At 69.2% G+C, this 26,551-nt stretch carries 24 protein-coding genes; 11 read left to right on the forward strand and 13 right to left on the reverse strand.

Going from position 1 to position 26,551, the window contains the following annotated elements; all coding sequences use genetic code 11:
• Positions 1 to 29: 29 nt before the first annotated feature.
• From mmsB to ACQ7HM_RS01340, 3 genes are read right to left on the reverse strand one after another with little or no spacing between them, the layout of a single operon-like run.
• The gene (gene mmsB, locus ACQ7HM_RS01330; protein WP_434214444.1) at positions 30 to 899 is read right to left on the reverse strand and encodes a 3-hydroxyisobutyrate dehydrogenase; all 870 of its coding nucleotides are present in this window, start codon (positions 897 to 899) and stop codon (positions 30 to 32) included.
• Positions 896 to 2,059, reverse strand: a complete 1,164-nt coding sequence (locus ACQ7HM_RS01335) for an acyl-CoA dehydrogenase family protein (protein ID WP_434214445.1) — start codon at positions 2,057 to 2,059, stop codon at positions 896 to 898. Before ACQ7HM_RS01335 ends, mmsB begins: the two co-directional genes overlap by 4 nt.
• A complete protein-coding gene (locus tag ACQ7HM_RS01340) occupies positions 2,056 to 3,576 on the reverse strand; it encodes a CoA-acylating methylmalonate-semialdehyde dehydrogenase (RefSeq protein ID WP_434214446.1) in 1,521 nt (506 codons plus the stop codon). Before ACQ7HM_RS01340 ends, ACQ7HM_RS01335 begins: the two co-directional genes overlap by 4 nt.
• Positions 3,577 to 3,704: 128 nt before the next feature.
• On the opposite strand from ACQ7HM_RS01340, the gene ACQ7HM_RS01345 reads away from it, so the two are divergent.
• Positions 3,705 to 5,447 carry an AMP-binding protein gene (locus ACQ7HM_RS01345; protein ID WP_434214447.1) on the forward strand — a complete coding sequence of 581 codons (1,743 nt, stop codon included), beginning with the start codon at positions 3,705 to 3,707 and terminating at the stop codon, positions 5,445 to 5,447.
• Positions 5,444 to 6,814, forward strand: a complete 1,371-nt coding sequence (locus ACQ7HM_RS01350; RefSeq protein WP_434214448.1) for an FAD-binding oxidoreductase — start codon at positions 5,444 to 5,446, stop codon at positions 6,812 to 6,814. Before ACQ7HM_RS01345 ends, ACQ7HM_RS01350 begins: the two co-directional genes overlap by 4 nt.
• Before the next feature lie 9 nt (positions 6,815 to 6,823).
• Here the strand turns inward: ACQ7HM_RS01350 and ACQ7HM_RS01355 are convergent, their stop codons facing one another.
• From ACQ7HM_RS01355 to ACQ7HM_RS01370, 4 genes are all read right to left on the reverse strand, one after another.
• Entirely contained in the window at positions 6,824 to 8,236 is a 1,413-nt protein-coding gene (locus tag ACQ7HM_RS01355; RefSeq protein WP_434214449.1) for a dihydrolipoyl dehydrogenase family protein, read from the reverse strand.
• Positions 8,237 to 8,248: 12 nt separating this feature from the next.
• The gene (locus tag ACQ7HM_RS01360) at positions 8,249 to 9,109 is read right to left on the reverse strand and encodes a DMT family transporter (RefSeq protein WP_434214450.1); all 861 of its coding nucleotides are present in this window, start codon (positions 9,107 to 9,109) and stop codon (positions 8,249 to 8,251) included.
• A gap of 10 nt (positions 9,110 to 9,119) precedes the next feature.
• Positions 9,120 to 10,013 carry a DMT family transporter gene (locus ACQ7HM_RS01365; protein WP_434214451.1) on the reverse strand — a complete coding sequence of 298 codons (894 nt, stop codon included), beginning with the start codon at positions 10,011 to 10,013 and terminating at the stop codon, positions 9,120 to 9,122.
• Between the two features lie 106 nt (positions 10,014 to 10,119).
• Positions 10,120 to 11,076 (reverse strand): esterase/lipase family protein, encoded by a 957-nt coding sequence (locus ACQ7HM_RS01370; RefSeq protein WP_434214452.1) that lies wholly within the window; start codon positions 11,074 to 11,076, stop codon positions 10,120 to 10,122.
• Between the two features lie 126 nt (positions 11,077 to 11,202).
• Between ACQ7HM_RS01370 and ACQ7HM_RS01375 the strand changes: the two genes are divergently transcribed.
• On the forward strand, positions 11,203 to 11,499 hold the full coding sequence (locus ACQ7HM_RS01375) for a hypothetical protein (RefSeq protein WP_434214453.1): 297 nt from the start codon (positions 11,203 to 11,205) through the stop codon (positions 11,497 to 11,499).
• On the forward strand, positions 11,496 to 11,981 hold the full coding sequence (locus ACQ7HM_RS01380) for a SixA phosphatase family protein (protein ID WP_434214454.1): 486 nt from the start codon (positions 11,496 to 11,498) through the stop codon (positions 11,979 to 11,981). The genes ACQ7HM_RS01375 and ACQ7HM_RS01380 overlap by 4 nt, the downstream gene beginning before the upstream one ends.
• A gap of 6 nt (positions 11,982 to 11,987) precedes the next feature.
• On the opposite strand, the gene ACQ7HM_RS01385 is transcribed toward ACQ7HM_RS01380, so the two are convergent.
• Together ACQ7HM_RS01385 and ACQ7HM_RS01390 are read right to left on the reverse strand one after the other, a co-directional pair.
• Positions 11,988 to 12,935: an NAD(P)/FAD-dependent oxidoreductase gene (locus tag ACQ7HM_RS01385; protein WP_434214455.1), complete on the reverse strand. Its 948-nt coding sequence runs from the start codon at positions 12,933 to 12,935 to the stop codon at positions 11,988 to 11,990.
• A 4-nt stretch (positions 12,936 to 12,939) separates the two neighbouring features.
• Positions 12,940 to 13,863, reverse strand: coding sequence for an alpha/beta hydrolase family protein (locus tag ACQ7HM_RS01390; RefSeq protein ID WP_434214456.1), 924 nt, complete (start codon positions 13,861 to 13,863; stop codon positions 12,940 to 12,942).
• 90 nt (positions 13,864 to 13,953) lie between these two features.
• On the opposite strand from ACQ7HM_RS01390, the gene ACQ7HM_RS01395 reads away from it, so the two are divergent.
• Together ACQ7HM_RS01395 and ACQ7HM_RS01400 are read left to right on the forward strand one after the other, a co-directional pair.
• Positions 13,954 to 14,394, forward strand: a complete 441-nt coding sequence (locus ACQ7HM_RS01395) for a hypothetical protein (RefSeq protein WP_434214457.1) — start codon at positions 13,954 to 13,956, stop codon at positions 14,392 to 14,394.
• Between the two features lie 38 nt (positions 14,395 to 14,432).
• Positions 14,433 to 15,113: a type 1 glutamine amidotransferase gene (locus tag ACQ7HM_RS01400; protein WP_434214458.1), complete on the forward strand. Its 681-nt coding sequence runs from the start codon at positions 14,433 to 14,435 to the stop codon at positions 15,111 to 15,113.
• An 8-nt stretch (positions 15,114 to 15,121) separates the two neighbouring features.
• On the opposite strand, the gene ACQ7HM_RS01405 is transcribed toward ACQ7HM_RS01400, so the two are convergent.
• Together ACQ7HM_RS01405 and ACQ7HM_RS01410 are read right to left on the reverse strand one after the other, a co-directional pair.
• On the reverse strand, positions 15,122 to 16,027 hold the full coding sequence (locus ACQ7HM_RS01405) for an undecaprenyl-diphosphate phosphatase (RefSeq protein ID WP_434214459.1): 906 nt from the start codon (positions 16,025 to 16,027) through the stop codon (positions 15,122 to 15,124).
• Between the two features lie 69 nt (positions 16,028 to 16,096).
• A complete protein-coding gene (locus ACQ7HM_RS01410) occupies positions 16,097 to 17,212 on the reverse strand; it encodes a DNA polymerase IV (protein WP_434214460.1) in 1,116 nt (371 codons plus the stop codon).
• Between the two features lie 144 nt (positions 17,213 to 17,356).
• Between ACQ7HM_RS01410 and ACQ7HM_RS01415 the strand changes: the two genes are divergently transcribed.
• The 4 genes from ACQ7HM_RS01415 to ACQ7HM_RS01430 all read left to right on the forward strand — a co-directional run bounded on the left by ACQ7HM_RS01415 (position 17,357) and on the right by ACQ7HM_RS01430 (position 21,340).
• The gene (locus ACQ7HM_RS01415; protein ID WP_434214461.1) at positions 17,357 to 18,331 is read left to right on the forward strand and encodes an alpha/beta hydrolase-fold protein; all 975 of its coding nucleotides are present in this window, start codon (positions 17,357 to 17,359) and stop codon (positions 18,329 to 18,331) included.
• A gap of 97 nt (positions 18,332 to 18,428) precedes the next feature.
• Entirely contained in the window at positions 18,429 to 18,863 is a 435-nt protein-coding gene (locus ACQ7HM_RS01420) for a VOC family protein (protein WP_434214462.1), read from the forward strand.
• A gap of 18 nt (positions 18,864 to 18,881) precedes the next feature.
• Positions 18,882 to 20,228 carry a glutamine synthetase family protein gene (locus ACQ7HM_RS01425; protein WP_434214463.1) on the forward strand — a complete coding sequence of 449 codons (1,347 nt, stop codon included), beginning with the start codon at positions 18,882 to 18,884 and terminating at the stop codon, positions 20,226 to 20,228.
• Positions 20,228 to 21,340 carry an amidohydrolase family protein gene (locus ACQ7HM_RS01430; protein ID WP_434214464.1) on the forward strand — a complete coding sequence of 371 codons (1,113 nt, stop codon included), beginning with the start codon at positions 20,228 to 20,230 and terminating at the stop codon, positions 21,338 to 21,340. The genes ACQ7HM_RS01425 and ACQ7HM_RS01430 overlap by 1 nt, the downstream gene beginning before the upstream one ends.
• Before the next feature lie 189 nt (positions 21,341 to 21,529).
• Here the strand turns inward: ACQ7HM_RS01430 and ACQ7HM_RS01435 are convergent, their stop codons facing one another.
• Positions 21,530 to 21,844 (reverse strand): hypothetical protein, encoded by a 315-nt coding sequence (locus ACQ7HM_RS01435; RefSeq protein WP_434215658.1) that lies wholly within the window; start codon positions 21,842 to 21,844, stop codon positions 21,530 to 21,532.
• Here ACQ7HM_RS01435 and ACQ7HM_RS01440 point away from each other — a divergent pair.
• Positions 21,803 to 22,384 carry a hypothetical protein gene (locus ACQ7HM_RS01440; protein WP_434214465.1) on the forward strand — a complete coding sequence of 194 codons (582 nt, stop codon included), beginning with the start codon at positions 21,803 to 21,805 and terminating at the stop codon, positions 22,382 to 22,384. The two genes, ACQ7HM_RS01435 and ACQ7HM_RS01440, sit on opposite strands and share 42 nt — an antisense overlap.
• A gap of 194 nt (positions 22,385 to 22,578) precedes the next feature.
• Here the strand turns inward: ACQ7HM_RS01440 and ACQ7HM_RS01445 are convergent, their stop codons facing one another.
• On the reverse strand, positions 22,579 to 26,535 hold the full coding sequence (locus ACQ7HM_RS01445; protein ID WP_434214466.1) for a DNA-directed RNA polymerase subunit beta': 3,957 nt from the start codon (positions 26,533 to 26,535) through the stop codon (positions 22,579 to 22,581).
• Positions 26,536 to 26,551: the final 16 nt, after the last annotated feature.

Here is a 26,551-nt window from a genome sequence, read left to right on the forward strand (position 1 = left end):
GAATCGCGGCCGGGCGCCCCGCAATTGTGTCAGCGCAAGGTCTCGATGATGGCGCTGAAGTCCTTGTCTCCGTTGTCCTCCGCGAACGCGGCGTAGATCTCCGCGGCGTGGGTGCCCAGAGGTGCGGTAGCGCCGGTCGAGGAGACCGCGTCCATGGCCAGGCCGAGGTCCTTGTGCATCAGCGCGGTCGCGAAGCCGGGTCGGAAGTCGTTGTTGGCGGGCGACGTCGGCACCGGACCGGGCACCGGACAGTTGGTGTGCACCGACCAGCAGTTGCCGGTGGCGCCGGTGATGACGTCGAACAGCGACTCCGCCGACAGGCCGAGCTTCTCGGCCAGCACGAACGCCTCGCCGACGACGATCTGCTGCACCGCGAGCACCATGTTGTTGCACACCTTCGCCGCCTGGCCGCTCCCGGGACCACCACAGTGGATCACCTTGCCCGCCATGGGTTCGAGAACAGGCGAGGCCGCGGCGAACGCGTCGTCGATACCGCCCACCATGAAGGCCAGCGTCCCGGCTGTCGCCCCTTTCACGCCGCCCGAGACCGGGGCGTCGACCTGGGCGAAACCGTGTTCCGCGGCAAGGGTGTTCATGTCCCGGGCGTCGTCGACGGAGATGGTGGAGCTGTCGATGAACACCGCCCCGTCCTGGGCGACGGGGAGTATCTCCGCGTACGCCGACCGGACGAGTGCACCGCTGGGCAGCATCGTGATCACGACAGCAGCCCGTTCCACCGCCTGGACGGCGGATTCCGCGACGAGCACCCCGTTCTCGGCGGCCGCCGCCGCGGCAGCGGGCACCGGATCGTATCCGGCGACGGCGTGTCCTGCGGCAACGAGATTGGCGGCCATGGGTCCACCCATGTTGCCGAGTCCGAGGAACGCGATGGTGGTCATGGGTTCTCCTTGGCGATGGCGCGGCCGACGACCATGCGCATGATCTCGTTGGTGCCCTCGAGGATCCGGTTCACACGCAGGTCGCGGACGATCTTCTCCAGGCCGTAGTCGTGCAGGTAGCCGTACCCGCCGTGCAGCTGCAGGGCCTGGTCGGCGACGGCGAAGCAGCGTTCGGTGACGAACCGTTTCGCCATCGCGCAGCTCGTCACCTTGTCGGGGTGATCGGCGTCGAGGGCGGACGCCGCGTTCCACAGCATGAGCCGCGACGCCTCGAGGTCGATCGCCATGTCGGCCAATGTGAATCGGATGGTGGGTTCGTCGATGAGACTGCCGCCGAAGGCCTCGCGCTCACGGAGATACCGGCGTGTGCGGGCCATGGCGTCCTGCGCGCCGCCGAGCGAGCACGCCGCGATGTTGATGCGGCCCCCGTTGAGTCCGTTCATCGCGATGCGAAAGCCGGTCCCCTCACCGGCCTCACCGCCGACCATGTTGGCCGCGGGGACGCGGACGTCGTCGAACACGACGGCCGCGGTCGGCTGGGCGTGCCACCCCATCTTCTTCTCCTGCGCGCCGAACGAGAGGCCCGGGGTGCCGTTCTCGACGATGAAGGTGGAGATGCCCTTCGGTCCGTCGCCACCGGTGCGGGCCATCACGATGTACACATCCGATGTGCCTGCGCCGGAGATGAACTGCTTGACACCGTTGAGCACGAAGTCGTCGCCGTCGCGGTCGGCGCGGGTCCGCAGCGCCGCCGCGTCCGACCCTGCCGAGGGCTCGGTGAGGCAGTAGCTCGCGACGGCCTCCATGCTCGCCATCCGCGGAACCCACTGCGCTCGCTGCTCGGCCGTCCCGTAACAGTCGACCATCCAGGTGGCCATGTTGTGGATCGAGAGGAACGCTGCGGTCGTCGGGTCGGCGGCGGCCAGCTCGGTGAAGATGCGCACGCCGTCGAGACGGGTCAGGCCACTACCACCGAACTCCTCGGAGCAGTAGATCGCCGCCATGCCCAGTTCCGCCGCCTCGCGGAGCTCGTCGGCGGGGAAGTGTTTCTCGGCGTCCCAGTCGAGTGCGTGCGGCGCGATCCGCTTCGCGGCGAACGCGGCAGCGGTCTCGGTGATGACGCGGTCGTCGGCCGACAGCGCCGAGTCGAGGACGCTCACTGCATCGTGGGGATGGAGAACTCGGCCCCGTCCTTGATGCCCGACGGCCACCGCGTCGTGATGGTCTTCACCTTGGTGTAGAACTGGATCGCCGCGGGCCCGTGCTGGTTGAGGTCGCCGAATCCGGAGCGCTTCCAGCCGCCGAAGGTGTGGTAGGCCACGGGAACCGGGATCGGGACGTTCACGCCCACCATGCCCACCTGGACCCGCGCACAGAAGTCGCGGGCGGCGTCGCCGTCCTGGGTGAAGATCGCGACACCGTTGCCGTACTGGTGATCCGACGCGAGCGCCAGGGCCTCCTCGTAGTCACCGGCGCGCACGATGCAGAGGACCGGTCCGAAGATTTCGTCGGTGTAGATCGACATCTCCTTGGTCACGTGGTCGAACAGGGTGGGCCCGATGAAGTAACCGCCCTCGAGCTGCTCGTCGCCGAAGGTGAGATCGTCACTGGCGCGGTCACGCCCGTCGACGACGAGGTCGGCTCCGGACTCGACGCCCTGCCCGATGTAGTCGCGCACCCGCTCGAGCGCGGCCCCGCTGACCAGCGGACCGTAATCGGCCTTCGGGTCGTGGCTGTGCCCGACGCGCAGCGCGGTCACCCGGTCGACGAGCCTGTCGCGCAGCCGGTTCGCGGTCTCCTCGCCGACGGGAACCGCGACACTGATCGCCATGCAGCGTTCACCGGCGCTGCCGTAGCCGGCGCCGATCAGCGCGTCGACGGCCTGGTCGAGGTCGGCATCGGGAAGGATGATCATGTGGTTCTTCGCGCCACCGAAGCACTGCGACCGCTTGCCGTTCGCTGCCGCGGTCTCGTAGATGTACTGCGCGATGTCCGACGACCCGACGAAACCGAGCGCCTGGACGTCGGGGTGGGTGAGCAACGCATCCACGGCGACCTTGTCGCCGTGCACCACCTGGAAGACACCGGCGGGCAGACCTGCCTCGAGGAACAATTCGGCCAGCCGCAACGGGACCGACGGGTCGCGCTCGCTGGGCTTGAGGATGAACGCGTTGCCGCACGCCAGCGCGGGGCCGGCCTTCCACAACGGGATCATCGCGGGGAAGTTGAACGGCGTGATGCCGGCGACCACTCCCAGCGGCTGGCGGACCGAGTGGACGTCGATGCCGGTGCCTGCGCCCTCGGTGAACTCACCCTTGAGCAGGTGCGGGATCCCGATCGCGAACTCGATGACCTCGACACCACGTTGGATGTCGCCGTGGGCGTCGGCGATCGTCTTGCCGTGCTCGATCGACAGCAGCTCGGCGAGCTCGTCGGCGTTCTGGTTCACGAGATCGACGAACCGCATCATCACCCGCGCCCGCTTCTGCGGGTTCCATGCGGCCCACACGCGCTGGGCGGCGACCGACGACGCGACCACCTCGTTGACCTCGTCGACCGAGGCGAGGGGGACCGTGGCCTGCACCGCACCGGTGGACGGGTTCATCACGTCGGCGCTGCGACCGGATGTGCCCGGCCGCCGGGCACCGTCGACGAAATGCGGGATCTCTGAGGTCATGGCGTGTCTCCGACTCGATGTGGTGAGAGTGGACGGGGTGTGTCCCCGGTCACGGTATACTTGCATATCCTAGTGTTTGCCCGCCAGGTGTCCAACCCGGCCGGGAATCCGACGTCAGAGGGTGGCCAGTGACCGATCCGCAGGAATCCAGAACCGAGACCTTCCGATCGGCGCGCGACCTCCTGGTGCGCCACGCCGACGACTACGAGACCGCAGTCTCCGAGTTCCGATGGCCGCAGTTCGACGAGTGGAACTGGGCGATCGACTGGTTCGACGCGATCGCCCGTAATTCCGACGGTTCGCCGAACGAGGCACCTGCGCTGTGGATCGTCGAGGAGGACGGCAGCGAGTCCATCCACAGCTTCGCCGACATGAGCACCCGCTCCACCCGCGTGGCGGGGTGGCTCGACGGACTCGGTGTCGCGCCCGGTGACCGGATCCTGCTGATGTTGGCCAACCAGGTCGAACTCTGGGAGGTGATGTTGGCGGCGATGAAGATCGGGGCCGTCGTGATCCCGGCGACCACCCTGCTCTCCGAGGCCGACATCGCCGATCGGATCGAGCGCGGGGGTGTCGCCCACGTCATCGCGCGCAGCGAACTCGCCGCCACCTTCGACGCGGTCGGCGCACAGCACACCCGGATCGCGGTAGGCGACACCGTCGACGGCTGGACTCCGTACGCCGAATCCGCCCAGAGCTCAGCAGATCTCACACCCGGCCACACCACCCACGCCGACGACACGCTGCTGCTGTACTTCACCTCCGGCACGACGTCGAAGCCGAAACTGGTGGAACACACCCACGTCTCGTACCCGGTGGGCCACCTGTCGACGATGTACTGGATCGGCCTGCGGCCCGGCGACATCCACCTCAACGTCAGCTCCCCCGGCTGGGCGAAACACGCGTGGTCGAACGTCTTCGCGCCGTGGAACGCGCAGGCGTGCGTGTTCATCTACAACTACGCGCGGTTCGACGCGAAGGCGCTGATGGATCAGATGCAGCGCTGTGGAGTCACGAGTTTCTGCGCACCACCGACGGTGTGGCGCATGCTTATCCAGTCCGACCTCTCGCACCTCACCACCCCGCCACGCGTGGCCGTCGGTGCGGGTGAGCCGCTCAACCCGGAGGTCATCGACCGGGTACGCCGCGCGTGGGGTGTCACGATCCGCGACGGCTTCGGGCAGACCGAGACCACCGTGCAGATCGCCAACTCGCCGGGTCAGCCGCTCAAGGACGGGTCGATGGGCCGACCGTGTCCCGGCTACCGGATCGAACTCGTGGACCCGGCGACCGGGACGCCGGGGGTCGACGAGGGCGAGATCTGCATCGACCTCGCGCACCGGCCGCTCGGACTCATGGTCGGCTACCACGGGGACCCCGAGCGGACCGCGACCGCGATGGCCGGCGGCTACTACCACTCCGGTGACGTCGGCAGCCGCGACGCCGACGGCTACATCACCTATGTCGGCCGCACGGACGACGTCTTCAAGTCCAGCGACTACCGGATCAGCCCGTTCGAGCTGGAATCGGTTCTGCTGGAACACGACGCCGTCGCCGAGGCCGCCGTCGTCCCCGCCCCCGACGAGCTGCGCCTGTCGGTGCCGAAGGCCTACATCGTCTTGGCCCCGGGCCACGAACCGACCGAGGAGACGGCGAACGCGATCTTCGAACACAGCCGCGCCCAGCTCGCCGGGTACAAGCGGGTCCGCCGCATCACCTTCGCCGAGCTGCCCAAGACGATCAGCGGCAAGATCCGCCGGGTCGAACTACGACATCTCGAAAGCGGCGGGCTCGAGACCGGTGGCGGCGAGGGTTCGCTCGTCGAATTCCGCGAACCCTCCTCCTCGACGGTCGATAGCGTGGGGTCATGACGCGCACACTCGCCCTCGACGACCTCATCGCGGCGCTCCCCGAGGGGATGGTCGTCACCGATCCCGACATCTGCGGCGGGTACCGGCAGGACCGTGCGCTCGATCCCGATGCGGCGATCCCCCTGGCGGTGGTGCGCGCGGAGTCGACCGACCACGTCGTGGCCGCCGTGCGCTGGTGCGCACAGAACCGCGTCGCGATCGTGCCCCGCGGGGCGGGCACCGGGTTGTCGGGTGGATCGGGCGGCGTCAACGGCGCGATCACCATCTCCACCGAACGCATGCGCGCCATCGACATCGACCCCGTGATGCGGGTCGCGGTGGTCCAGCCCGGGTTGCTCAACGCCGAGGTGAAAGCAGCTGCCGCACAACAGGGCCTGTGGTATCCGCCCGACCCGTCGTCGTTCGAGATCTGCTCGATCGGTGGCAACGCGGCCACGAACGCCGGCGGCCTGTGCTGCGTGAAGTACGGCGTGACGACCGATTACGTGCTGGGCATGCAGGTGGTCCTCGCCGACGGTCGCGCCGTGCGACTCGGCGGCCCTCGCCTCAAGGACTCGGCGGGCCTGTCGCTGACGAAGCTGTTCGTCGGCAGCGAGGGCACCCTCGGCATCATCACCGAGGTCACGCTGCGACTGCTGCCGCCGCAACCGGCGGCGTCGACAGTGGTCGGGAGCTTCGCCAGCGTCCACGACGCGACCGAGGCGGTCCTCGCGATCACCGACCGGATCCGCCCGGCGATGCTCGAGTTCATGGATTCGGTCGCCATCAACGCCGTCGAAGATCACCTCAAGATGGGCCTCGACCGGTCGGCGGGCGCGATGCTCGTGGCCCAGAGCGACTCCCCCGGCGCGGCGGCCGCCGAGGAGATCGCCGTCATCACTGCGGCGTTCGAGGCCAACAACGCCTCGGAGGTGTTCGCCACCGACGACGCCGAGGAGGGCGAGGCGTTCACCGTGGCCCGGCGGATGGCGATCCCCGCGGTGGAGAAGTTGGGGTCACTGCTCCTCGAGGACGTCGGCGTGCCCCTGCCGAAACTGCCCGACCTCGTCGACGGGATCGCGGCGATCGCCGAGCATCGCGCGGTGATGATCTCGGTCATTGCCCACGCCGGCGACGGCAACACCCACCCGCTCATCGTGTTCGATCCCGCCGACACCGAGCAGGCCGCCCGTGCGCAGCTCGCGTTCGGCGAGGTCATGGATCTCGCGATCGGACTGGGCGGCACCATCACCGGCGAACACGGCGTGGGCCGATTGAAGAAGCCGTGGCTGCCCGATCAGGTCGGCGACGACGTCATGGACATCAGCCGTCGGATCAAGCAAGCCCTCGACCCCGACCACCTCATGAACCCGGGCACCATGTTCTGAGACGGCCGCTCAGTAGCCGAAGTACTTCTCCAGCAGGCGGAGCCAGATCTCACTGCCCGTCGGATACGACGGGACGGCGTGCCAGAGATCGTCGACGGTCACCGCGCCGACGATGGCGATCGTCGCCGCGTGGATGAGTTCGCCGACCTCGGGGCCGACGAAGGTGGCGCCCACGAGCGTGCGGGTCTCGTCGTCGACGACGATCTGCGCGGTACCGGTCGCGTCGTCACGCATTAACCCGATACCCGACGCCGCGGTGATCGGCTGGCTCACCACGGTCACCGACCGTCCCCGCTCGCGTGCGTCGCGGACGGTGAGCCCGGTGCTGCCGACCTGCGGGTCGGTGAACACCGCCTGCGGCACCGGCACGTCGTCGCGGACCGGCGGCGGGGTGCGCCCCTCGGCGCGGGCGGCGATACGCGCCCCGACGATCCGGGCCTGATATTTGCCCCAGTGGGTCAGCATCGGACCGAACGACACGTCGCCCACCGCGTACAGCCAGTCGTGTCCACCGGGGTCGACCCCGGACAGCACCGACGGGTCGTCGATGCCGACGGAGTCGAGTCCGAGTCCGTCGGTGGCGGGCGTGCGGCCCGCGGCGACCAGGATCTCGGCAGCGGTGAGTTCCTCGCCGTCGACGGTGACGGTGACCGGACCACCATGGGAGACACCCACCGACGACCCGTCCCCGGCGTCGGTCAGCACGCCGTCGCGGCGCGGATCGGTGATGCTCACCCCGGTGCGCACCTCGACACCGGCGGCGCGCAGCCCCTCGATAACGGCGTCGCCGACGAGGTCGTCGAGGGCGCCGAGCACCCGTCCACGCACCAGCATGGTCACCGAGGTGCCCAACGCGTTCATCCACGTCGCCGCCTCGCAGGCCACGACACCGCCGCCGATGACGATCAGCGACTCGGGCACCTCCCGGACGCCGGTCGCGTCCCGTGAGGTCCAGGGGTGCAGGTCGGCGAACATGCCGGGGATGCTCGCGGTGCTCCCGGTGCCCAGGACCACGGCCCGGCGTGCGGTGAGGGTGCGCTCGCCGTCGTCGCTCGTGACCCGGACGGTGCGGTCGCCGGCGAGGGCGCCGCGGCCGGAGATGACGTCGATGTCGATGCCCTGGGCCCAGGACCGCTGTCCGGAGTCGTCGTAGCCGCTCACCCAGGTGTCACGGCGGGCCAGCAGGGCGGCGGTGTCGAGATCGCCGACCGACACCCCCTCGAGGTGTCGACCGGCGGCGGTCACCTCGACGGGCCGCAGCAGGGCCTTGCTGGGCATACACGCCCAATAGGAGCACTCGCCGCCGAGCAGCTCGGCCTCCACGATGGCGGCGGTGCGGTCGGATCCGGCGATGGCGAACTGGGCGGCCACCTCACCGGCGGGCCCGCCGCCGATGACGATGACGTCGTAGGTGTCGGTCATCGACCCAGCCTGCTACGCGATGAGCTCGCTGTCACGGGTGGTCGTCGGCGCGGGCGTGTCGACACCGCGCACCGCCGACAGGGTGGCGAGGGTGATGACGGCGCGGACCATGACGACGAGCACGATCACCATCACCGTGGTCTGCCACCAGCCGACGACGACCGCCTCGCCGAGCAGGGTGACACCGAGCGCCATCGACACCGCGGGCTCCATCACCGTCATCGCAGGGAACGAGGTCTGCAGTTCCCCGGCGACGAAGCTGCGTTGCTGGGCCACGACACCACCGACCGCGACGACGGCGAACAGGTAGACCTCGGGGCGCGCGTAGAGGTTCAGCGGATCGTGCAACGCCACGTAGACGACGGTCTTGATGAGCAGGGCGCCGATCCCGAACAGCGCACCGGCGACGAGGCCGTAGAACAGGGCCCGGTTGTGATCGCTCGACCGCTCTGCGACCACCACCAGCACGATCAGCAGCGCGATGATGGCGGCGATCGTGGCGACGATGAGCACGTGGTCGGGCCGTCGGTCGACCTCGCGGGGATCGGCGATGAACAGGAAGATGCCGACGCAGGAGACGAGCACGCCTCCCCAGGCCCACTCGTAACGGCTGGGGTGCCGGTGATCGAGCCACGCCTCGAGCGGCAAGGCGAAGAGCACCGCGAGGACCACCAGCGGTTGCACCAGCAGGATCGATCCCAGTCCGAGGGCCGCCGCCTGGAGGGCGAACCCACCGAGCGCGATGCCCGCACCGAGACACCACAGGACGGTGATGGCGCCACCCTCGCACGAGGCGCGCTGACGCAGAACGGTTCCCGCTGCGATCAGCGCTGCCGCGCCGACCGCCAGCAGCGCCGGGAGCCAGGTGTGCACGTGTTCGAGGTTAGTGGCCGGCCCGGGATGTGCCACCCAGGGAAACGCCGGTGGCACCCGAGGACACCAGTTCCGGTGGCGACTCGAACTCCGTTTCCCGAGCTGCCGCGTGCTTGGCCAGCACCACCACCGCGTAGAACATGAGGATCAACACACCGCCGGCGAAGACACCCTCGACGACGTCGACGTCGGCGCGCTCGCCGAGCAACAGGACGCCGAGCGCCATCGCCACCGCGGGTTCCATCACGGTCATCGCGGGGAACGAGGTCTGCAGGTCGTGGGCGGCGAAGGCCAGCTGCTGCGCCCACACCGAACCGCCCGCGACGACGATGATCAGGTACAGCTCGGGGTGGACGAAGATGTGCAGGATCCCGTCGCCCATCTGGGTGACGACACCCTTCACGAGGAACGACTGCACACCGGTCAGCAGGCCCGAGGCCGATCCGAACAGCAGGGCCCGGTAGTGCAGCGACACGAACTTCGCGCCCACGACCAGTCCGGCGAGGACGACGAGGACCGCGACGACGGTGCCGACGAACACCCACGGGCCCGGTGACGACTCCGACGGGGTGGGCATCGCGATGAGCACGAAGGCCGCGATGCACAGGGTGAGGACGATGCCCCACTTCCACTCCTGGAACGTGAGCCGACGGTGGTCGAGGTAGGCCTCCATCGGCAGCGCGAACAGCACCGACAGCACGATCAGCGGCTGCACCAGGAGCAGGGTGCCCAGACCCAGGGCGACGGCCTGCAGGGCGAACCCACCCGCGGCGATCAACACCCCCAGCCACCAGCGCCGGGTGATGCCCCCGGTCGGCGTCGACGACCGCTGCCGCACCAGGGTTCCCGACGCGACCAGCAACGCCGACAGCACGGCGAGGGTCGCGGGCAGGAACAGGTGCATCGCGCCCACGCTACTGGCCCGCCGAGGTGGTTGCGCCCTCCTCGGCGTCCCCGGCGAGGATTCTCAACGAAGTCTTATCGAGAGCCGTCCCGGAGGGTGTGACGGGTCACCCGACGATCGGCGCGACCGGCAGACACGGCACCGGGCGCGGGTGCGCCGGATCGAGGGCGTTGAGCACGTAGGTCGCCGCCCGCCGTGACGCGGCGACCGCGACGTGATCGCTGTGGTCGATCGAACAACCGTTCTGCACAACGATGTTCGTGACGTCGTCGCCTACCCGGCCCGCGACCTGGCCGGAGGTGTAGGGGATGACGGCCTCGTCGTACCTCGTGGAGATGTTCGTGTACGCGATCCCGGGGACGTACGGTCCGCCGCCCGCGGAGATCTTCGCCAGCAGCGGCGAACCGGTCTGCATCTGACCGCACGCGGCGCAGATGGGCAGGCCGGTCTCGGCGAGCCCCAGACGGCGCAGGAACGCACCCGATTGCGCGGCCACCGGTCCGCCCGTCCCGTTCCACAGCGGGGCGATCGAGACATAACGGGCGACCGACGACGCGCCGCCGAGGTATTTCACGTACCAGCTCGGCATCAGCGTGCCCTGCGAGTGCCCGACGAGGTCGACCTTCGCCGCCCCGGTGGCTCGGCGCACGCGGTCGACGAAGGTGCGCAACTGCGCGGCGCTGGTCTCGATCCGCCCCATCCCGCCGACCTGGTCGAACGGCGCCACCGACGTGACGGTGCCGTAGGTGAGGGCGAACACGCAGTACCCCTCGTTGCGCAGCAGCGGGACGTAGGTCCCCCAGTTGGTCATGCTCCCGCCGCCGGTCCCGTGGACCAGCACCACCGGGTCGGGATGCTCGGCCGTCGGCCGGCAACCGAAATCGTTCGAGCCGGGCAGCGATCCACCCGGATGGCCCAGCGCGTACGGGATGCCGGAGAAGAAGCTGTACGACACCGGCAACGGCGCGGCGCCGGCGGGCGCGACCGACGCGGCGACCGCGGCCGCCGCGAGCAGGAGACCGACGATGCCGCGCACGAGCGCAAAACGAGAACGTGTTCTCATTAGCGGAAGGTAGCACCCGCACCCGGGGTGATGTCCGGCTTCGCGACAGGTCACATCCGCAGCGACTTCGCGCCACGCCGCCGGAGGTGTTTCGCCGATGTCGGGGATCGGATCTACCGTCATCGGGTGGCATCACGCAGGACGGGGACGCGGGGGATCTCCGAGGAGTTGGAACAACTCCTCACCCTGTCGCGTGCGCAGATCGATCGCGCGCTGACCGAGGCCACCGCCCGCGACGGCCTGATCGAACTGAGCCTCGACGAGGATCTGGAGCTGCGCGAGGCCGCGTCAGCGGCGCTCGATCGCGGCGACGAGGAACACGCGCGGGCCTGCGAGCAGGAGGCGTCGGCGTGGAGGCACACCGCGCGGTTGCTGCGCGAGGTCCCCGGTGCCGCGCGGTCCGCGGCGGCGCGTACGGCATGACGCGCACCCTCATCCTCATGCGCCACGGCAAGTCGGGATACCCCGAGGGCATCGGCGACCACGAACGACCGCTCGCCGAGCGCGGCATCGCGCAGGCGACGCTGGCCGGTGAGTGGTTCTCCCGCGACGGGCTCCACGTCGACGCCGTCGTCTGCTCCACCGCGACCCGCACCCGGCAGACCCTGCAGTGCACCGGGGTCGACGCCGCCTCGGTCGACTATGTCGACGATGTGTACGGGGGCATGCCCGAACACATCCTGGCCGCGATCCGCGAGCACGTGCCCGCCGACGCCGAGACGGTGTTGGTGGTCGGTCACGAACCCGGGATGCCCGCCACCGCCGTCGCCCTCGACCCGTCGGCCGACATCGACGTGTTCCCCACCTCGGCGTACGCGGTGCTCCGCGTCTCGGCGCCGTGGGACCGCATCGGCCGCTCGCCCGACGACACCGCCGAGCTGGTGTCGATGAACATCCCGCGCTAGCCGACCTCAGGCACGACGGTCGGTGACGATCGCGGCCGCGAGGTCGGTTCCCGAACGCCACGCGCTCTCGATCCGCGGCGACCCCTGCGGACACCACTGGTCGCCGGCGAGACCGATGAGCCGACCGTCGACCCGTCGCAGGGAGTGGGTGGCGTCGTGGGCCCCGGTCGGTTTGGCGAAGGTCCACCGATGCGCGTGGGTCCACTCGGGCGAGGCCATGCTGATGTCGAGGAGGTCGGCGAGCGCCGCGACGACCTCGCCGGTCACCGAGTCCGGGTCGTCGAGGTGCGCGGCGGCCAGTTCGGGTGTGGTGTGGGCGACCAGGACCGCCGCGCCGTCGCCGCGGCGGGAGCCGTCGTCGGCGACGAACGACACCGACGGGTGCTCGTTGACGAAGGCCGCGTGGAGGAACGGCAGATCCCGCACCGAGTCGGGCGCGAAACCGACGGCGACCGCGATCACCGGGTCACAGCCGACCGGATCGTCGATGTCGACCAGCCGCGCCGCCTGGGGATCGGGCATCGCGACCACGACGTCGCCGTCGGGCAGTGCCTCGAGATCGTCGGTGGTGACGTCGATGTCGCCGAGGACGTCGCGGACCAACGATCGCAGGCCGCCGGGTGTGGCCCAGCGCATCGGTCCCGTCGAGGTCGACGGCGGCGCACCGGTGGCCAGCACGCCGAAGGTGTCGGTCCACTCCCGGGCGAGACCGCGGTCGCGCCAGTCCCCCACCACAGACTCGAAACCGTTGTCGCGCACGGTGAAATACCCGGCCCCGACGTCGACGCGTCGGCCGTGCAATTCCGGTGAGGCCATCCGTCCCCCGGGCGCGCGTCCGCGGTCGAGCACCCGCACCGGTACGCCCGCCGCGACCAATGCGGCGGCACACGCCGCGCCCGACATCCCCGCCCCGACGACGGTCACCGGCGTGTCCACGGCGTGTTCGGTGCTCATCGATTCACCGTACGTGCCCCGGCTCGGCGTGCCCTGGCTCCACGTGGCCGGGCCAGGGGTTCTCGCCGTCGAGCAGCCAGCGCAACGAGTCGGCCCAGAAGTCGTCGCGGTGACGACTGTGGAACAGCCCGAAGTGCCCGATGGCGCTGTGGCCCAGCGCATCCGGCGACAGGAGGACGAACTCGTGCGGCGCGTTGCGCAGGTAGCCCAGCACCCGTCGGACGGCCGCGGGCGTCGCGTACTCGTCGTCGGTGGTGGCGACGGCGAGAACCGGTGCCGTCATCGCGGCGGCGACGGCCACGACGTCGTCGCGTTCGGCGCGGGGGTAGTTGTCCTCCATCCGCGGGCGGCGCCGCGCGCATTCCATCGCGACGCCGCGCGGCAGGTCCTCCATCCACCCGAGACGCCGCGCCGGGAAGTAGCCGCACACGGAGGTGAGCACGGGTCCGACCACCCGCCACCGCCAGATCAACCGCCGCCGGGCCCACGGCGCGAAGTCGCCGCGCCAGGCGTACTGCCCGCCGACGCTGAGCACGCGGGCGATCTCGGTGTTGCGCGGCGCCCACAGCGGGACCACGCCGCCGACACTGTGTCCGACGACGGAGATCGGCGCCCCGGGCCATCGACGCCGGGCGTCGGTGAGGACCGCGTCGAGATCCTTGCGGCCCCAGTCCTGCCACCGACACCGCATGCCGCGCAACCTGGTCGGTCGAGATCCGCCGATACCGCGGTAGTCGAAGGTGATCACCTCGAACCCGGCCTCGGCGAGGAACGCGGCGTAGCGGTGGTAGTAGCGGGCGAGCACGCCGGTCGCGGCGGTGATGATCGCGACGCCGGGTCGCGCGGGGGTGGCCTCCGATGCCGGCCAGTGGTGCCCGCGCAGCACGAACCCGTCGGCGCAGGCGATCTCCACGGGGACGGTGTTCATGCGCGCGGGGACGTCGGTCGCGCGCTCGCATCGGTCACCGGTTCAGCGTATCCGCGGCCGGTGCCGGGTCCGGCTCCCTAGGATCGCGGCATGACCATCACCCCCTCCGCGATCGACACCGTGACGAAGAAGCTGTCCCGGAAGTCCCGCTCCACCGACCGCGCCAAGACCGTGCTGCCACTCGTCCTCGGCGGTGGCCGTGTCGCGCTCGGCCTGTCGATGCTGTTGGCGCCGGCCAGGACCAACGCGCTCATCGCCGGCGCCGACGCGACGCTGCCGATGATGAAGGTGTCCACACGGCTGTTCGCGGCGCGCGAGGTCTTCGTCGGCGGTGGCGTGCTGGCCGCGACGTCGGCGAGCCCGGCGGTGCTCACCTCGACCATCGAGGCCGGCGTCGCGCTCGACACCGTCGACGCGGTGTCGTTCGCGGTCACCAAGGGTGTGCCGCTGACGACCCGACTGCTGACCACCACGGTCGCCCTCGGTTACGCCGCACTGGGCATCTACACGCTGCTGGTGCTCGAGGACTGAGCCCTGCCCGTCGCGGGCGGTGCTGCGAGGATGGTGCGGTGACCACCGCACTGTTCCTCGCCCACGAAGACGACCGTGCGCGCGGACGCGTCGAGGCCGGATCGCTCGCCGACAACACCCGCGACCGCGGCTTCGACGTCATCGTCGCCCACCCCGGCGACGACCTGCCCGACCCGACCGACGTCGACTTCGTGACGGTGCTCGGGTCGGCCCACGCCGCCGACGACGATTCCCTGCCGTGGCTGGCGCCCGAACGCGCCTACGTGGCCGCGGTTCTCGACGCCGGCACCCCGGTGCTCGGCGTGTGTTTCGGCGGGCAGCTGCTCAGCCGGGTGCTCGGCGGCGTCGTCACGCGGTCACCTCACCCCGAGGTCGGGTTCGCGACGGTGGAGTCGACCCGCGACTTCATCGACTCCGGACCGTGGATGCAGTGGCACTTCGACCACTTCACCGTGCCGCCCGGCGCCGAACTGATCGCCCACAACGCGAACGGCGCACAGGCATTCGTCTCCGGCCGCAATCTGGGCCTGCAGTTCCATCCGGAGATCTCGGCGGGGTCGTTCGCGGCATGGCGACTGGGCTGGACGCGGGAGTCCGAGATCGAGGTCGAACGCGACTTCGGCATCGACGTCGACGACCTCGCCGCGCGCATCGAGCGTGACTCGGCGACCCTGAGCACCCGGTGCGGTCGTCTGCTCGACGGGTTCCTCGCGCTGTAGCGCCGGCCTCAGGCGAACAGCGCGATGCTGATCCCGCCGGCGACGAGGCAGTAGGCGACGAACGGGTACAGCGTGCGGGTGCGGAAGAAGCGCGCGAGGAAGGCGACCGCGGCGAGTGCGGCCACGAACGCGCACACCGACCCGACCAGCACCTGCCCACCGATGCCGTCTCCGGCGGGACCGAACAACTCCGGGATCTTCAGCACACCGGCGGCCAGGATGACCGGGGTGGCGAGCAGGAACGCGAAGCGCGCAGAGTCCTCGTGGTCGAGTCCGCGCAGGATGCCGCCGGAGATCGTGGCACCCGACCGCGAGATCCCGGGCAGCAGCGCGAGGATCTGGAACGCACCGATCAGCGCGCCGTCGGGATAACTCAGATCGGTGACGTCATCCTTCGCGTTCCCGGACCCGACGGCGCCCGAGGTGGCGTGTCTGCCCGAGGTGGCCGGCGTGCGGCGGCGCAGCACCTCGGCGGCGAGCAGCACCAGTCCGTTGAGAAAGAGGAACACCGCGGCGATCAGCGGCGTGGCGAACACCTCGCGCAGCGGCTTCTCGGCGACGAGCCCCACGATGCCGACCGGGATCGTCGCGATCACGATCAGCCACCCCAGCTTCGCCTCGGGGGTGTCCACCGAGCGGGTTCGCAACGAGCCGATGACCCCACCGATGATCGCGACCCAGTCGCGGCGGTAGTAGACGATCAACGCCAGCGCGGTCGCCACGTGCAGCGCGACGAGGAACGCGAGGAACGGCGTGTGCCCCGGGCTGTTCGACTCGGTGACGAGCTTCTCCCAGCTGCCCCCGATCCAGGCCGGGACGATCAGCGAGTGCCCCAGGCTCGACACCGGGAACAACTCGGTGACGCCCTGCAGCAGGCCCATGACGACGGACTGGGTGTAGGTCAGCGTGCTCACGGCAGCCATCGTGGCCTCGCGCACCTGTCGATGTCATATCGTGCGGGCGACTTGTCGTGAAGGTCGCGATCAGGTGTCCGGATCGGTCAATTCGAGTCGGACGCCGAGCAATCGGACGGGGCGGTCGAGGTCGAATCTGTCGAGCAGGAGATGGACGGCGGGCTCGATGTCCGCGAGCGACGTCGTCGGCGCGGGGAGCTTGCGTGACTTCGTCCGGGTGAAGAAGGTCGTCGTGCGCACGGTGACGGCCACCCGGAACACGACACGGCCCTCGCCGACGATCTGCTCGAGCAGGCTCTCGGTGAGCTCGGCGAGCCGGTCGTGCATCTGCGCGACGTCGGTCAGGTCGGTCGGGAAGGTCTGCACCTTCGAATGCGACCGCGCGAGCGCGGGCTCCGCGGTGATCGTCGCGTCGCCTCCGCCGCGGGCGAGCACGGATAGCCAGGTGCCCTGATGCGGACCGAACAGGTCGATCAGGTCCTGCCGCGATGTGGCGACGAGGTCGGCGACGGTGTCGACTCCTGCGGCGGCGAGCTTGGCCGCGGTCTTCGGTCCGACGCTGTGCAGGTCGCGGGTGGGTCGGTCCCCCATCTCGGCCATCCAGTTCTCGCCGGTCAACACGAACACCCGAGCCGCGGGGTCGCCGTCCACGGGTCGCGACTTGGCGATGTTGGTGGCCATCTTCGCGCGCTGTTTGTTGTCGCTGATCCCCACCGCGCTCCGCAGCCCGGTCACCGCGGCGACCGTCTCCCGCACCGCCTCGGCGACCGCGACGGGATCGTCGGCGTCGACACCGACGTAGGCCTCGTCCCACCCCCACACCTCCACCGGGTGTCCGAGGGAGGCGATCGCGTCCATCACCCTCGCCGACGCGGCGTCGTAGGTGGCGTGGTCGGTCGGCAGGAACACCGCATCGGGGGACTTCCGCAGCGCCGCCCGCATCGGCATACCCGCCCGTACACCCTGCTCACGGGCCTCGTACGACGCACACGTCACCACGGTGCGGGGTTGTTCGGGGTCGCCCGAGCCGCCCACGATCACCGCGACACCGACGAGATCGGGGTCACGGATGCGCTCCACCGACACCTGGAACTGGTCGAGATCGACGTGCAGGATCCACCGGTGCCGCTGTGGGGTCGGGGCCGCGGGAGGCTGTCCGTCACCTGTGACGTCGGGGACATGCACGACCCGATTGTCCCCCGTGTGCGACCCTGTCCGGGGCGATCCGTGCGGGCGGGGATGCACGAACACGGACGAGTCGTGGAAAAATCGCCCCCCGAAGCGAACAAAACAGGAGTGGTGTGTGTGATGACGTCTGACGGACGCCGAGTGTCGAAGCGAACCGGCGTGACCTCGCGACGGCGACCGCTCGTCGTCGTGATCGTGTCGCTGCTGCTGGCCGTCGGCATGCTCGTCGTCGGGACCGGCACCGCCTCGGCGTGGGGCCCCAACCCCGCCCCCACCTTCCGCGCCGCGAAGATCGACGGCTACGGCATGGGTGACCCGGTCATCCGCACCTGGGCCTCGACCACCACGAAGCCGTCCGCGGCGCCGACCATCATCTTCCTCGACGGTCTGCGTGCCACCAACGACGTCAACGGCTGGGAGAAGGAGACGAACGTCGCCTACCTCAGCCAGCGCGGGTACAACGTCGTGATGCCCGTCGGCGGGCAGTCCAGCTTCTACGCCGACTGGGACAACCCGAGCCCGACCGCAGGCCAGACCCGCCCCTACCGCTGGAACAGCGTGCTCACCGGCAGCCTGCCCGCATACCTGAACTCGCTGGGCTTCTCGCGTAACCGCACGCTGGTCGGCCTCTCGATGGCGGCGAGCCCGGCGATCATGCTGGCGACCACCCGCCCCGACCTCTACTCGCGCGCCGCGTCCATCTCGGGCTTCCCGCACCCGACCGCACCGGGCATGCAGACCATGCTGCGTGCGGCCGCGTTCGATTCGGGCCGCTTCGATCTCAACAACATGTGGGGCATCTTCCCCAACGTGCGGGCGTTCCAGAACGACCCCTGGCTCAACCTCGGCGCGATGCGCGGCAAGCACCTCTGGGTCTACGCCGCGGCCGGCGTCTGGAACGGGCCGCCGACCAGCGTGGCCACCTTCGGCACCGGCCTGTCGGGCTCGGCGCTCGAGGTGGTCTCGATGGAGCAGTCACAGACCTTCGCCGTCGCCGCACGCGCGGCCGGTGCGAATGTGCGCAGCAGCTTCTGGCCGGTCGGCATCCACGCCTGGCAGTTCTGGCAGACCGAGGTCGGTCGCATCGAGCGCGCCGGTTGGTTCCGCAACGGCTGAGCCGAGTTCTTTTCCTGTCGGATTCTGATCGAGGACCGTTCCTGTCCTCGTTGGTCGAGAGAATGGCCACACCAGCCCATCGACGACAGGAATCGACATGAGCACCACGACCGAGCGCACCACCATCCCCGGCGGCCCCTGGACGCTGGAGGTGGTGATGTTGCCCGTGAACGACGCGGACCGGGCCAAGGAGTTCTACACCCGCGTCGGCTTCACCCCCGACCACGACCACGTCGTCCCACCGGGCGCACCCGGCAACGCCGGCGACACCGACATCCGGTTCGTACAGATGACGCCGCCCGGATCGAACTGCTCGATCGCCTTCGGCGACGGGCTGGTCGAGGGTGAGCCGGGATCGGTGAAGGGCCTGATGATGTGCGTGACCGACACCGAGGCCGTCCGTGCCCATCTGATCGACGCCGGCGTCGACGTCAGCGAGGTCGCGGTGGAACCGTGGGGCCACTTCGTCTACTTCGCCGATCCCGACGGCAACGAGTGGTCGCTGCAGTATCTCCCCTATCGACACGGCTGACCGGGCAGACTGTGGCCCATGGCATCCACCACGATCGACGCCCTGGGCCGACTCCGTAGCGCCGGAACGCAGTTCCTCGTCGGGACGGTGGTGAACCCGGCGGGTCTCGTGCACGCGAAGACCGTCGACATCGATCGCGCCGGGGGTTTCGCCGAGACCGGTCTCGGCGTGAGCCCGGTGTGGCATGTGTTCACCACCGACCGTGTGGGCATCGCCTACACCGATCGCTTCGGCGCCGTCGGCGACGAACGCATCCGGGTCGATCTCGACGCCGCGCGCGTGATCGGCGACGGGATGGCCTGGGCACCGGCCGATTTCGTGGATCAGGACCTCTCCCCGGTGTCGGCGTGCTCGCGGAGCACGGTGCGCGACATCGAGGCCAGGCTCGCCGAGCGGGGGCTGACCGCGCTGGTCGGGCACGAACTCGAATTCGGGTTGTTCGGGGCCGACGCCGAGCCGATCCCGGCGACGCTGTGGGCGCAGTACGGCTTGGCCGGGGTGCTCGAACACGAGGGCTTCGTGCGCGATGTGCTCGGCGCGGCCCGCGACGCCGAGATCGACATCGCGCAACTGCACCCCGAGTACGGCGGCAACCAGTTCGAGGTGTCGTTGGCTCCGTTGCCGCCGGTCGCCGCGGCCGATCAGCTCGTGGCGGCGCGCCTCGTCATCGGTCGGGTCGCGAGGCGTCACGGACTGCGGGCGTGCTTCTCCCCCAAGCCGATCGCCGACGGCGTCGGCAACGGTGCACATCAACACTTCTCGTTGACCGGCGCCGACGGTCCGCTGTTCTCCGGCGGCGGTGGGCCGCACGGTCTGACCGACACGGGGTCCGCGGCCATCGCCGGTGTCGTGGCGGGGCTGCCCGACATCCAGGGCATCCTGTGCGGCTCGATCGTGTCGGTGCTGCGGATGCTGCCGGGCTACTGGGCGGGTGCCTACGCATGCTGGGGTACCGAGAACCGTGAGGCCGCCGTCCGTTTCATCGAGGCCCGACCGGCGAACCCCCACGGCGCGAACGTCGAGGTGAAGATCGTCGACCCGTCGGCCAACCCGTACCTCGCCTCCGCGGCGATCCTCGGGACGGCCCTCGACGGCATCGATCGTGGACTCGCGCTGCCGCCGGAGACTCTCGTCGATCCGGCGTCACAGACCGACGCGCAACGGGATTCGGCCGGGACCGTGCTGCTGCCGGTCGATCAGGGCGCCATCGTCGACGCCCTCGACGCATCGGCGGTGGCGCGCTCGGTGCTCGGTGACGACGTCGTCGACGCCACGGTCGCGGTACGCCGGTACGAGGTCGCGAACTTCGGGCATCTCTCCCCCGGCGAGATCGCCGAGACGTTCCGGATGACCTGGAGCGTCTGATGGGCACGATCGGTGAGCACGCCGCGTCGGTGTCGCTGATCGACCATCACGTGCACGGCTTCTGGGCCGCGGACTCCCCCGATGCTCACGACACCCGGTTCGCCTCGGCGCTCCTCGAGGCAGACACCGCCGCCGTGCGGTCGCTCGACGACGGGTTCGACACGCAGGTCGGTTTTGCCGTGCGCGCGCACTGCGCGCCGCTACTGGGGCTCGAGCGTCACTGCAGCGCCACCGACTATCTCCGCCGCCGACGGGAGCTGGGCGAGACCGGTGTCGCGCAGGCGCTGCTGCCCGCGGCCGGTGTCGCACAGTGGTTGGTGGACACCGGTTTCGACGTCGGCCTGGTGTCGCCGGAAGAGCTCGCCGCGGTGGGCGGGGGTGTCGCCCACGAGGTGGTGCGCCTGGAACAGATCGCCGAGGATGCCGCGGCCGCGTCCGGCGGGTACGCGGATGCGTTCGTCGAGATCCTCCACCGTCGCGCCGCGGGCGCCGTGGCCACGAAGTCGATCCTGGCCTACCGCGGCGGGTTCGGCGGCGATCTCGGCGATCCGCCGCCGGCGCTCGTGGAACTGGCCGCGCAGCGCTGGCGCGACGACGGTGGCGTCCGCCTCACCGACCGGATCCTGCTGCGGTTCGGGCTGCACCGCGCCCTCGACCTGGGGTTGCCGCTGCAGTTCCACATCGGTTTCGGTGACCGCGACGCCGACCTCGCCGCGTCGAACCCGCTGCTGCTCACCGACTTCCTGCGCGACAGCGGCGACACCCCGATCATGCTGCTGCACTGCTACCCATTCGAACGCGAGGCCGGCTACCTCGCGCAGGCGTTCGGCAACGTCCACCTCGACGGCGGGCTCGCCATCCACCACCTCGGCGCGCGGTCGGGTGCGTTCATCGCGCGCCTGCTCGAGATGGCGCCCTTCTCGAAGCTGCTGTACTCCTCCGACGGCTGCGGCCCGGCCGAGTTCCACCATCTCGGCGCCGCGCTCTGGCGGACCGGGATCGCCCGCGCCGTACAGAGTTTCGTCGATGCTGACGAGTGGTCGAGAGCCGACGCGATCCGCGTGATCGACATGATCGCCCACGGCAACGCGCGCAGGGTCTACCGCCTCTGACCCCGAGCGTGCCAAAAACCATAGCCGAGCGTGCCACAAAGGAACACCGAGAGTGCCAAAAAGGAACACCGAGGGTGCCGAAATGTTTTGTCGAGCGTGCGGCGACACTTTCGCCGAGTACGGACGGATCCAGATCGCGCCCGCGCACGTCACAAGTGGATGAGCATCGACACGAATCGCCCTTTCCACCTATCCGACAGCGGACTTCCCGCGACGGTGACGCCCCGCGACATCGCGCGCGATTTCCGACGCGTGCACCGAGGGGTCTATGCCGACCCCGCGCTTCCGCTCGATCCGATCGAATCGATTCGTGCCGCCTGGCTGCGATCGTGACCCGACGCCACAGTCGGCGGAGTCAGCGCCTCGATCCTGCACGGGTCGACCTTCTTCGATCACGGCGACCATGTCGAACTGCTCCGGCATCCCACAGGCCAGGGCCGGAGAAAGCGCCATGTTCGCGTCGTGCGGGCCGACGTCGATCCCGCAGATGTCGTCGAAGCCCACGGGATGCCGGTGACCTCCCCCATTCGAACCGCGTTCGATCTCGGTCGTCGCGGACCCGCCTGGTTGGGACTCGCCTACCTCGACGACCTGACCGCAGCAACAGATCTGGATCTTGGCGCGCTGTGGCGCTTCATCGTCTCCCATCCGGCCGTTCGAGGCATCCGACAGATTCGGGGTCTCGTCCCGTGGATCGACCCTGGAGCCGAGTCGTCCGGCGAGAGTTGGATGCGCCACCTGATCCTGAGCGATGACCTGCCGCGCCCGGAGACCCAGGTCAGGGTCTACAACGAGCACGGCGACATCGTCGCCAAGTTCGACCATGCGTACCGGGAGGAGAAGATCGGCATCGAGTTCGACGGGTTCGAGTATCACTACACCGCCGAACAGCGTGCCGCGAATACGGCCCGCGATCGGGAGACCGCACGGCTCGGGTGGTCGACGATCCGGCGCAACAGTGCACAACTGTCATTCGACCCACACGGCTTCCTCGCAGAAGTGACTCGGCAACTCGACGAACGCGCTCGCCGGCGCCGGCGATAGGCACGATCGGCGGCGGGTTTCGGCACGGTCGAAGCGCAACTTCGGCACGATCGCCGGCGAGTTTCGGCACGGTCGGGGCGCAACTTCGGCACGCTCGGCGGAGAGTTACGGCACGGTCGAAGCGCACCGTCGGCACGCTCGGGAATGCAGAACGGCCCCCACCCGAAGGTGAGGGCCGTTCTGTCGATCATGGACTAGCGGTAGTCAGACGAGAAACCGTAGTCGTCGAGCGGCACCGCAGCGCCGGCCGGAGCACCGAAGGTGCCGTCCGGGCTGTAGTAGGTGTCGTCGTAGGACGGCACCGCATACGCCGCGGCACGAGCTTCCTCGGTCGGCTGCACCGTGATGTTGCGGTAGCGGTTGATACCCGTACCGGCCGGGATCAGCTTGCCGATGATCACGTTCTCCTTGAGGCCCACCAGCTTGTCGCTGCGGCTGTTGATGGCCGCATCGGTCAGCACGCGGGTGGTCTCCTGGAACGACGCCGCCGACAGCCACGACTCGGTGGCCAGCGACGCCTTCGTGATGCCCATGAGCACCGGACGTCCCGCCGCGGGCTCGTTGCCCTCGGACACGACGCGACGGTTGGCCGCCTCGAACTCGGCGCGCTCGGTGAGCGAACCGGGCAGGAACTCGGTGGCGCCGGAGTCGATGATCGTCACGCGACGCAGCATCTGACGGACGATCGTCTCGATGTGCTTGTCGTGGATCGACACACCCTGGCTCCGGTAGACCTCCTGGACCTCGTTGACCAGGTGCACCTGCACCTGACGGGGACCCATGATCCGCAGCACCTCGTGCGGGTCGGCAGCACCTTCCATGAGCTGCTGTCCCACCTCCACGTGGTCACCGTCGGTGAGGAGACGCTCCGAGCCGTCCTCGTGCTTGAACACACGCAGACGCTGACGCTTGGAGATCTTGTCGTAGACGACCTCCTCCGAACCGTCGTCGGGGACGATGGTGATCTTGTAGAAACGATCGTCGTCCTCGAGGCGGATGCGTCCGGTGACCTCGGCGATCGGGGCCTTGCCCTTGGGGACACGGGCCTCGAACAGCTCCTGGACACGCGGCAGACCACCGGTGATGTCGTCGCCGACACCACCCTGGTGGAACGTACGCATGGTCAGCTGGGTACCGGGCTCACCGATCGACTGCGCGGCGATGATGCCGACCGCCTCGCCGATGTCGACGAGCTTGCCGGTCGCCATCGAGCGGCCGTAGCAGGACGCGCAGACGCCGGTACCGGTGGTGCAGGTCAGCACGGAGCGGACCTTCACCTCGGTGATGCCGGCGGCCAGCAGGGCCTCGATCGCGGGGTCACCGAGATCCTGGCCACGCTCGACCACGACGGTGCCGTTCGCGTCGACCGCGTCGGTCGCCAGGGTGCGCGCGTACGACGAGGTCTCGACGTGGGCGTCCCGGATCAGCGTGCCGTCGGCCGCCTTCTCCGCGAGCGTGGTGATGATGCCGCGCTCGGTGCCACAGTCGGTCTCGCGCACGATGACGTCCTGGCTGACGTCGACGAGGCGACGGGTCAGGTAACCCGAGTCGGCCGTACGGAGCGCCGTGTCGGCCAGACCCTTACGGGCGCCGTGCGTGTTGATGAAGTACTCCGCAACGGTCAGACCCTCACGGAACGAGGACTTGATCGGGCGCGGGATGAACTCACCCTTCGGGTTCGTCACCAGCCCCTTCATGCCCGACAGGTTACGAACCTGGGTCATGTTGCCCGTCGCACCCGACTTCGGGATCATCGCGATCGGGTTGTCCTCGGGGTAGTACGCCTCCATCGCGGCACCGACCTCTTCGGTGGCCTGCTTCCAGACCTCGACGAGGGCGTCACGACGCTCTTCCGGCGTGAGAGCACCACGCTGGAACTTGCGCTCCAGACCGTCGGCCCGCTCCTCGTACTTGTCGAGGATCGCGCCCTTGGTCGGCGGCACGAGCACGTCGGCCATCGACACGGTGACACCCGAACGGGTGGCCCAGTAGAAGCCGACGTCCTTGAGCTTGTCGACGGTCTGGGCGACCACGATCATCGGGTAGCGCTCGGCGAGATCGTTGATGATCACGGCCTGACGCTTCTTCGGCATCTGCTCGTTGACGAACGGGTACTCCCGCGGCAGCAGCTCGTTGAAGAGCACGCGACCCAGGGTGGTCTCGATCGTCCACGGGGAACCGAAGGTCCAGCCGTCGGGGAACTGCTCGGCCTCGATGTCGGCGGGCGGCCGCTGATCGGTCAGACGGACCTTGATCGGCGCCTGCACGCTGAGCACGCCACGGTCCATCGCCATGATGGCCTCGGCCGGGGTCGAGTAGACACCGCGCTCGACGTCGTCGTTCGACGACGCCGTGTACGCGCCGACCTTGTCGTCCTTGAGCGCGGTCAGGAAGTACAGACCCGTGACCATGTCCAGACGCGGCATGGCCAGCGGACGGCCCGACGCCGGCGACAGGATGTTGTTCGAGGACAGCATCAGGATGCGGGCCTCGGCCTGCGCCTCGGCCGACAGCGGCAGGTGCACCGCCATCTGGTCACCGTCGAAGTCGGCGTTGAACGCCTCACAGACGAGCGGGTGCAGCTGGATGGCCTTGCCCTCCACGAGCTGCGGCTCGAACGCCTGAATACCGAGGCGGTGCAGCGTCGGCGCACGGTTCAGCAGAACCGGGTGCTCGGCGATGACCTCTTCGAGGACGTCCCACACGGCCGGGCGCTGACGCTCGACCATCCGCTTGGCGGACTTGATGTTCTGCGCCTGGTTGAGATCGACCAGTCGCTTCATCACGAACGGCTTGAACAGCTCGAGCGCCATCAGCTTCGGCAGACCGCACTGGTGCAGCTTGAGCTGCGGGCCGACGACGATGACCGAACGGCCCGAGTAGTCGACACGCTTGCCCAGGAGGTTCTGACGGAAACGACCCTGCTTGCCCTTGAGCAGATCGCTCAACGACTTCAACGGGCGGTTGCCCGGCCCGGTGACGGGCCGGCCACGACGACCGTTGTCGAACAGGGCGTCGACCGACTCCTGCAGCATCCGCTTCTCGTTGTTGACGATGATCTCGGGGGCACCGAGGTCGATCAGTCGCTTGAGGCGGTTGTTGCGGTTGATGACGCGGCGGTACAGATCGTTGAGATCCGAGGTCGCGAAGCGGCCACCGTCGAGCTGGACCATCGGGCGCAGCTCCGGCGGGATCACCGGCACCGCGTCGAGGACCATGCCCAGCGGCGAGTTGCCCGACTGCTGGAACGCCGCGACGACCTTGAGTCGCTTGAGCGCACGCAGCTTCTTCTGGCCCTTGCCGTTGCGGATCGTGTCGCGCAGGATCTCGCCCTCGGCCTCGATGTCGAAGGTCTCGAGGAGCTTCTTGATCGCCTCGGCACCCATCGCGCCGGTGAAGTACTCACCGTAACGATCCTGCAGCTCACGGTAGAGCCGCTCGTCGATGATCATGTCCTTGGGAGCGAGCTTGGTGAACTTGTCCCAGATCTCCTCGAGGTCGTCGAGGGCACGCTGCGCGGTGTCGCGGATCTTGCGCATCTCGCGCTCGCCGCCGTCCTTCACCTTGCGGCGGGCATCGGCCTTCGCGCCTTCGCGCTCGAGCTCGGCCAGATCCTCTTCGAGCTTCTTGGCGCGCTCCTCGAGGTCGGAGTCACGGGTGTCGGCGACACCCTTCTTCTCGACCTCCATCTCGGCCTGCAGCGTCGACAGCTCGTTGTGACGGAGCTCGTCGTCGACCGCGGTGATGACGTAGGCGGCGAAGTAGATGATCTTCTCGAGATCCTTCGGCGCCAGGTCGAGGAGGTAACCCAGACGCGACGGGACACCCTTGAAGTACCAGATGTGGGTGACCGGCGCGGCGAGCTCGATGTGGCCCATGCGCTCACGACGCACCTTGGCGCGAGTGACCTCGACGCCGCAGCGCTCGCAGATGATGCCCTTGAAGCGCACACGCTTGTACTTGCCGCAGTAGCACTCCCAGTCGCGAGTCGGTCCGAAGATCTTCTCGCAGAACAGGCCGTCCTTCTCGGGCTTGAGCGTGCGGTAGTTGATCGTCTCGGGCTTCTTGACCTCGCCGAAGCTCCACTTGTGGATGTCGTCGGCGGTCGCCAGACCGATCTTCAGTTCGTCGAAAAAGTTGACGTCGAGCAAGTTGTAACCTTCCTAG

Source organism: Williamsia sp. MIQD14 (assembly GCF_051025635.1).
GTDB lineage: Bacteria > Actinomycetota > Actinomycetes > Mycobacteriales > Mycobacteriaceae > Williamsia_A.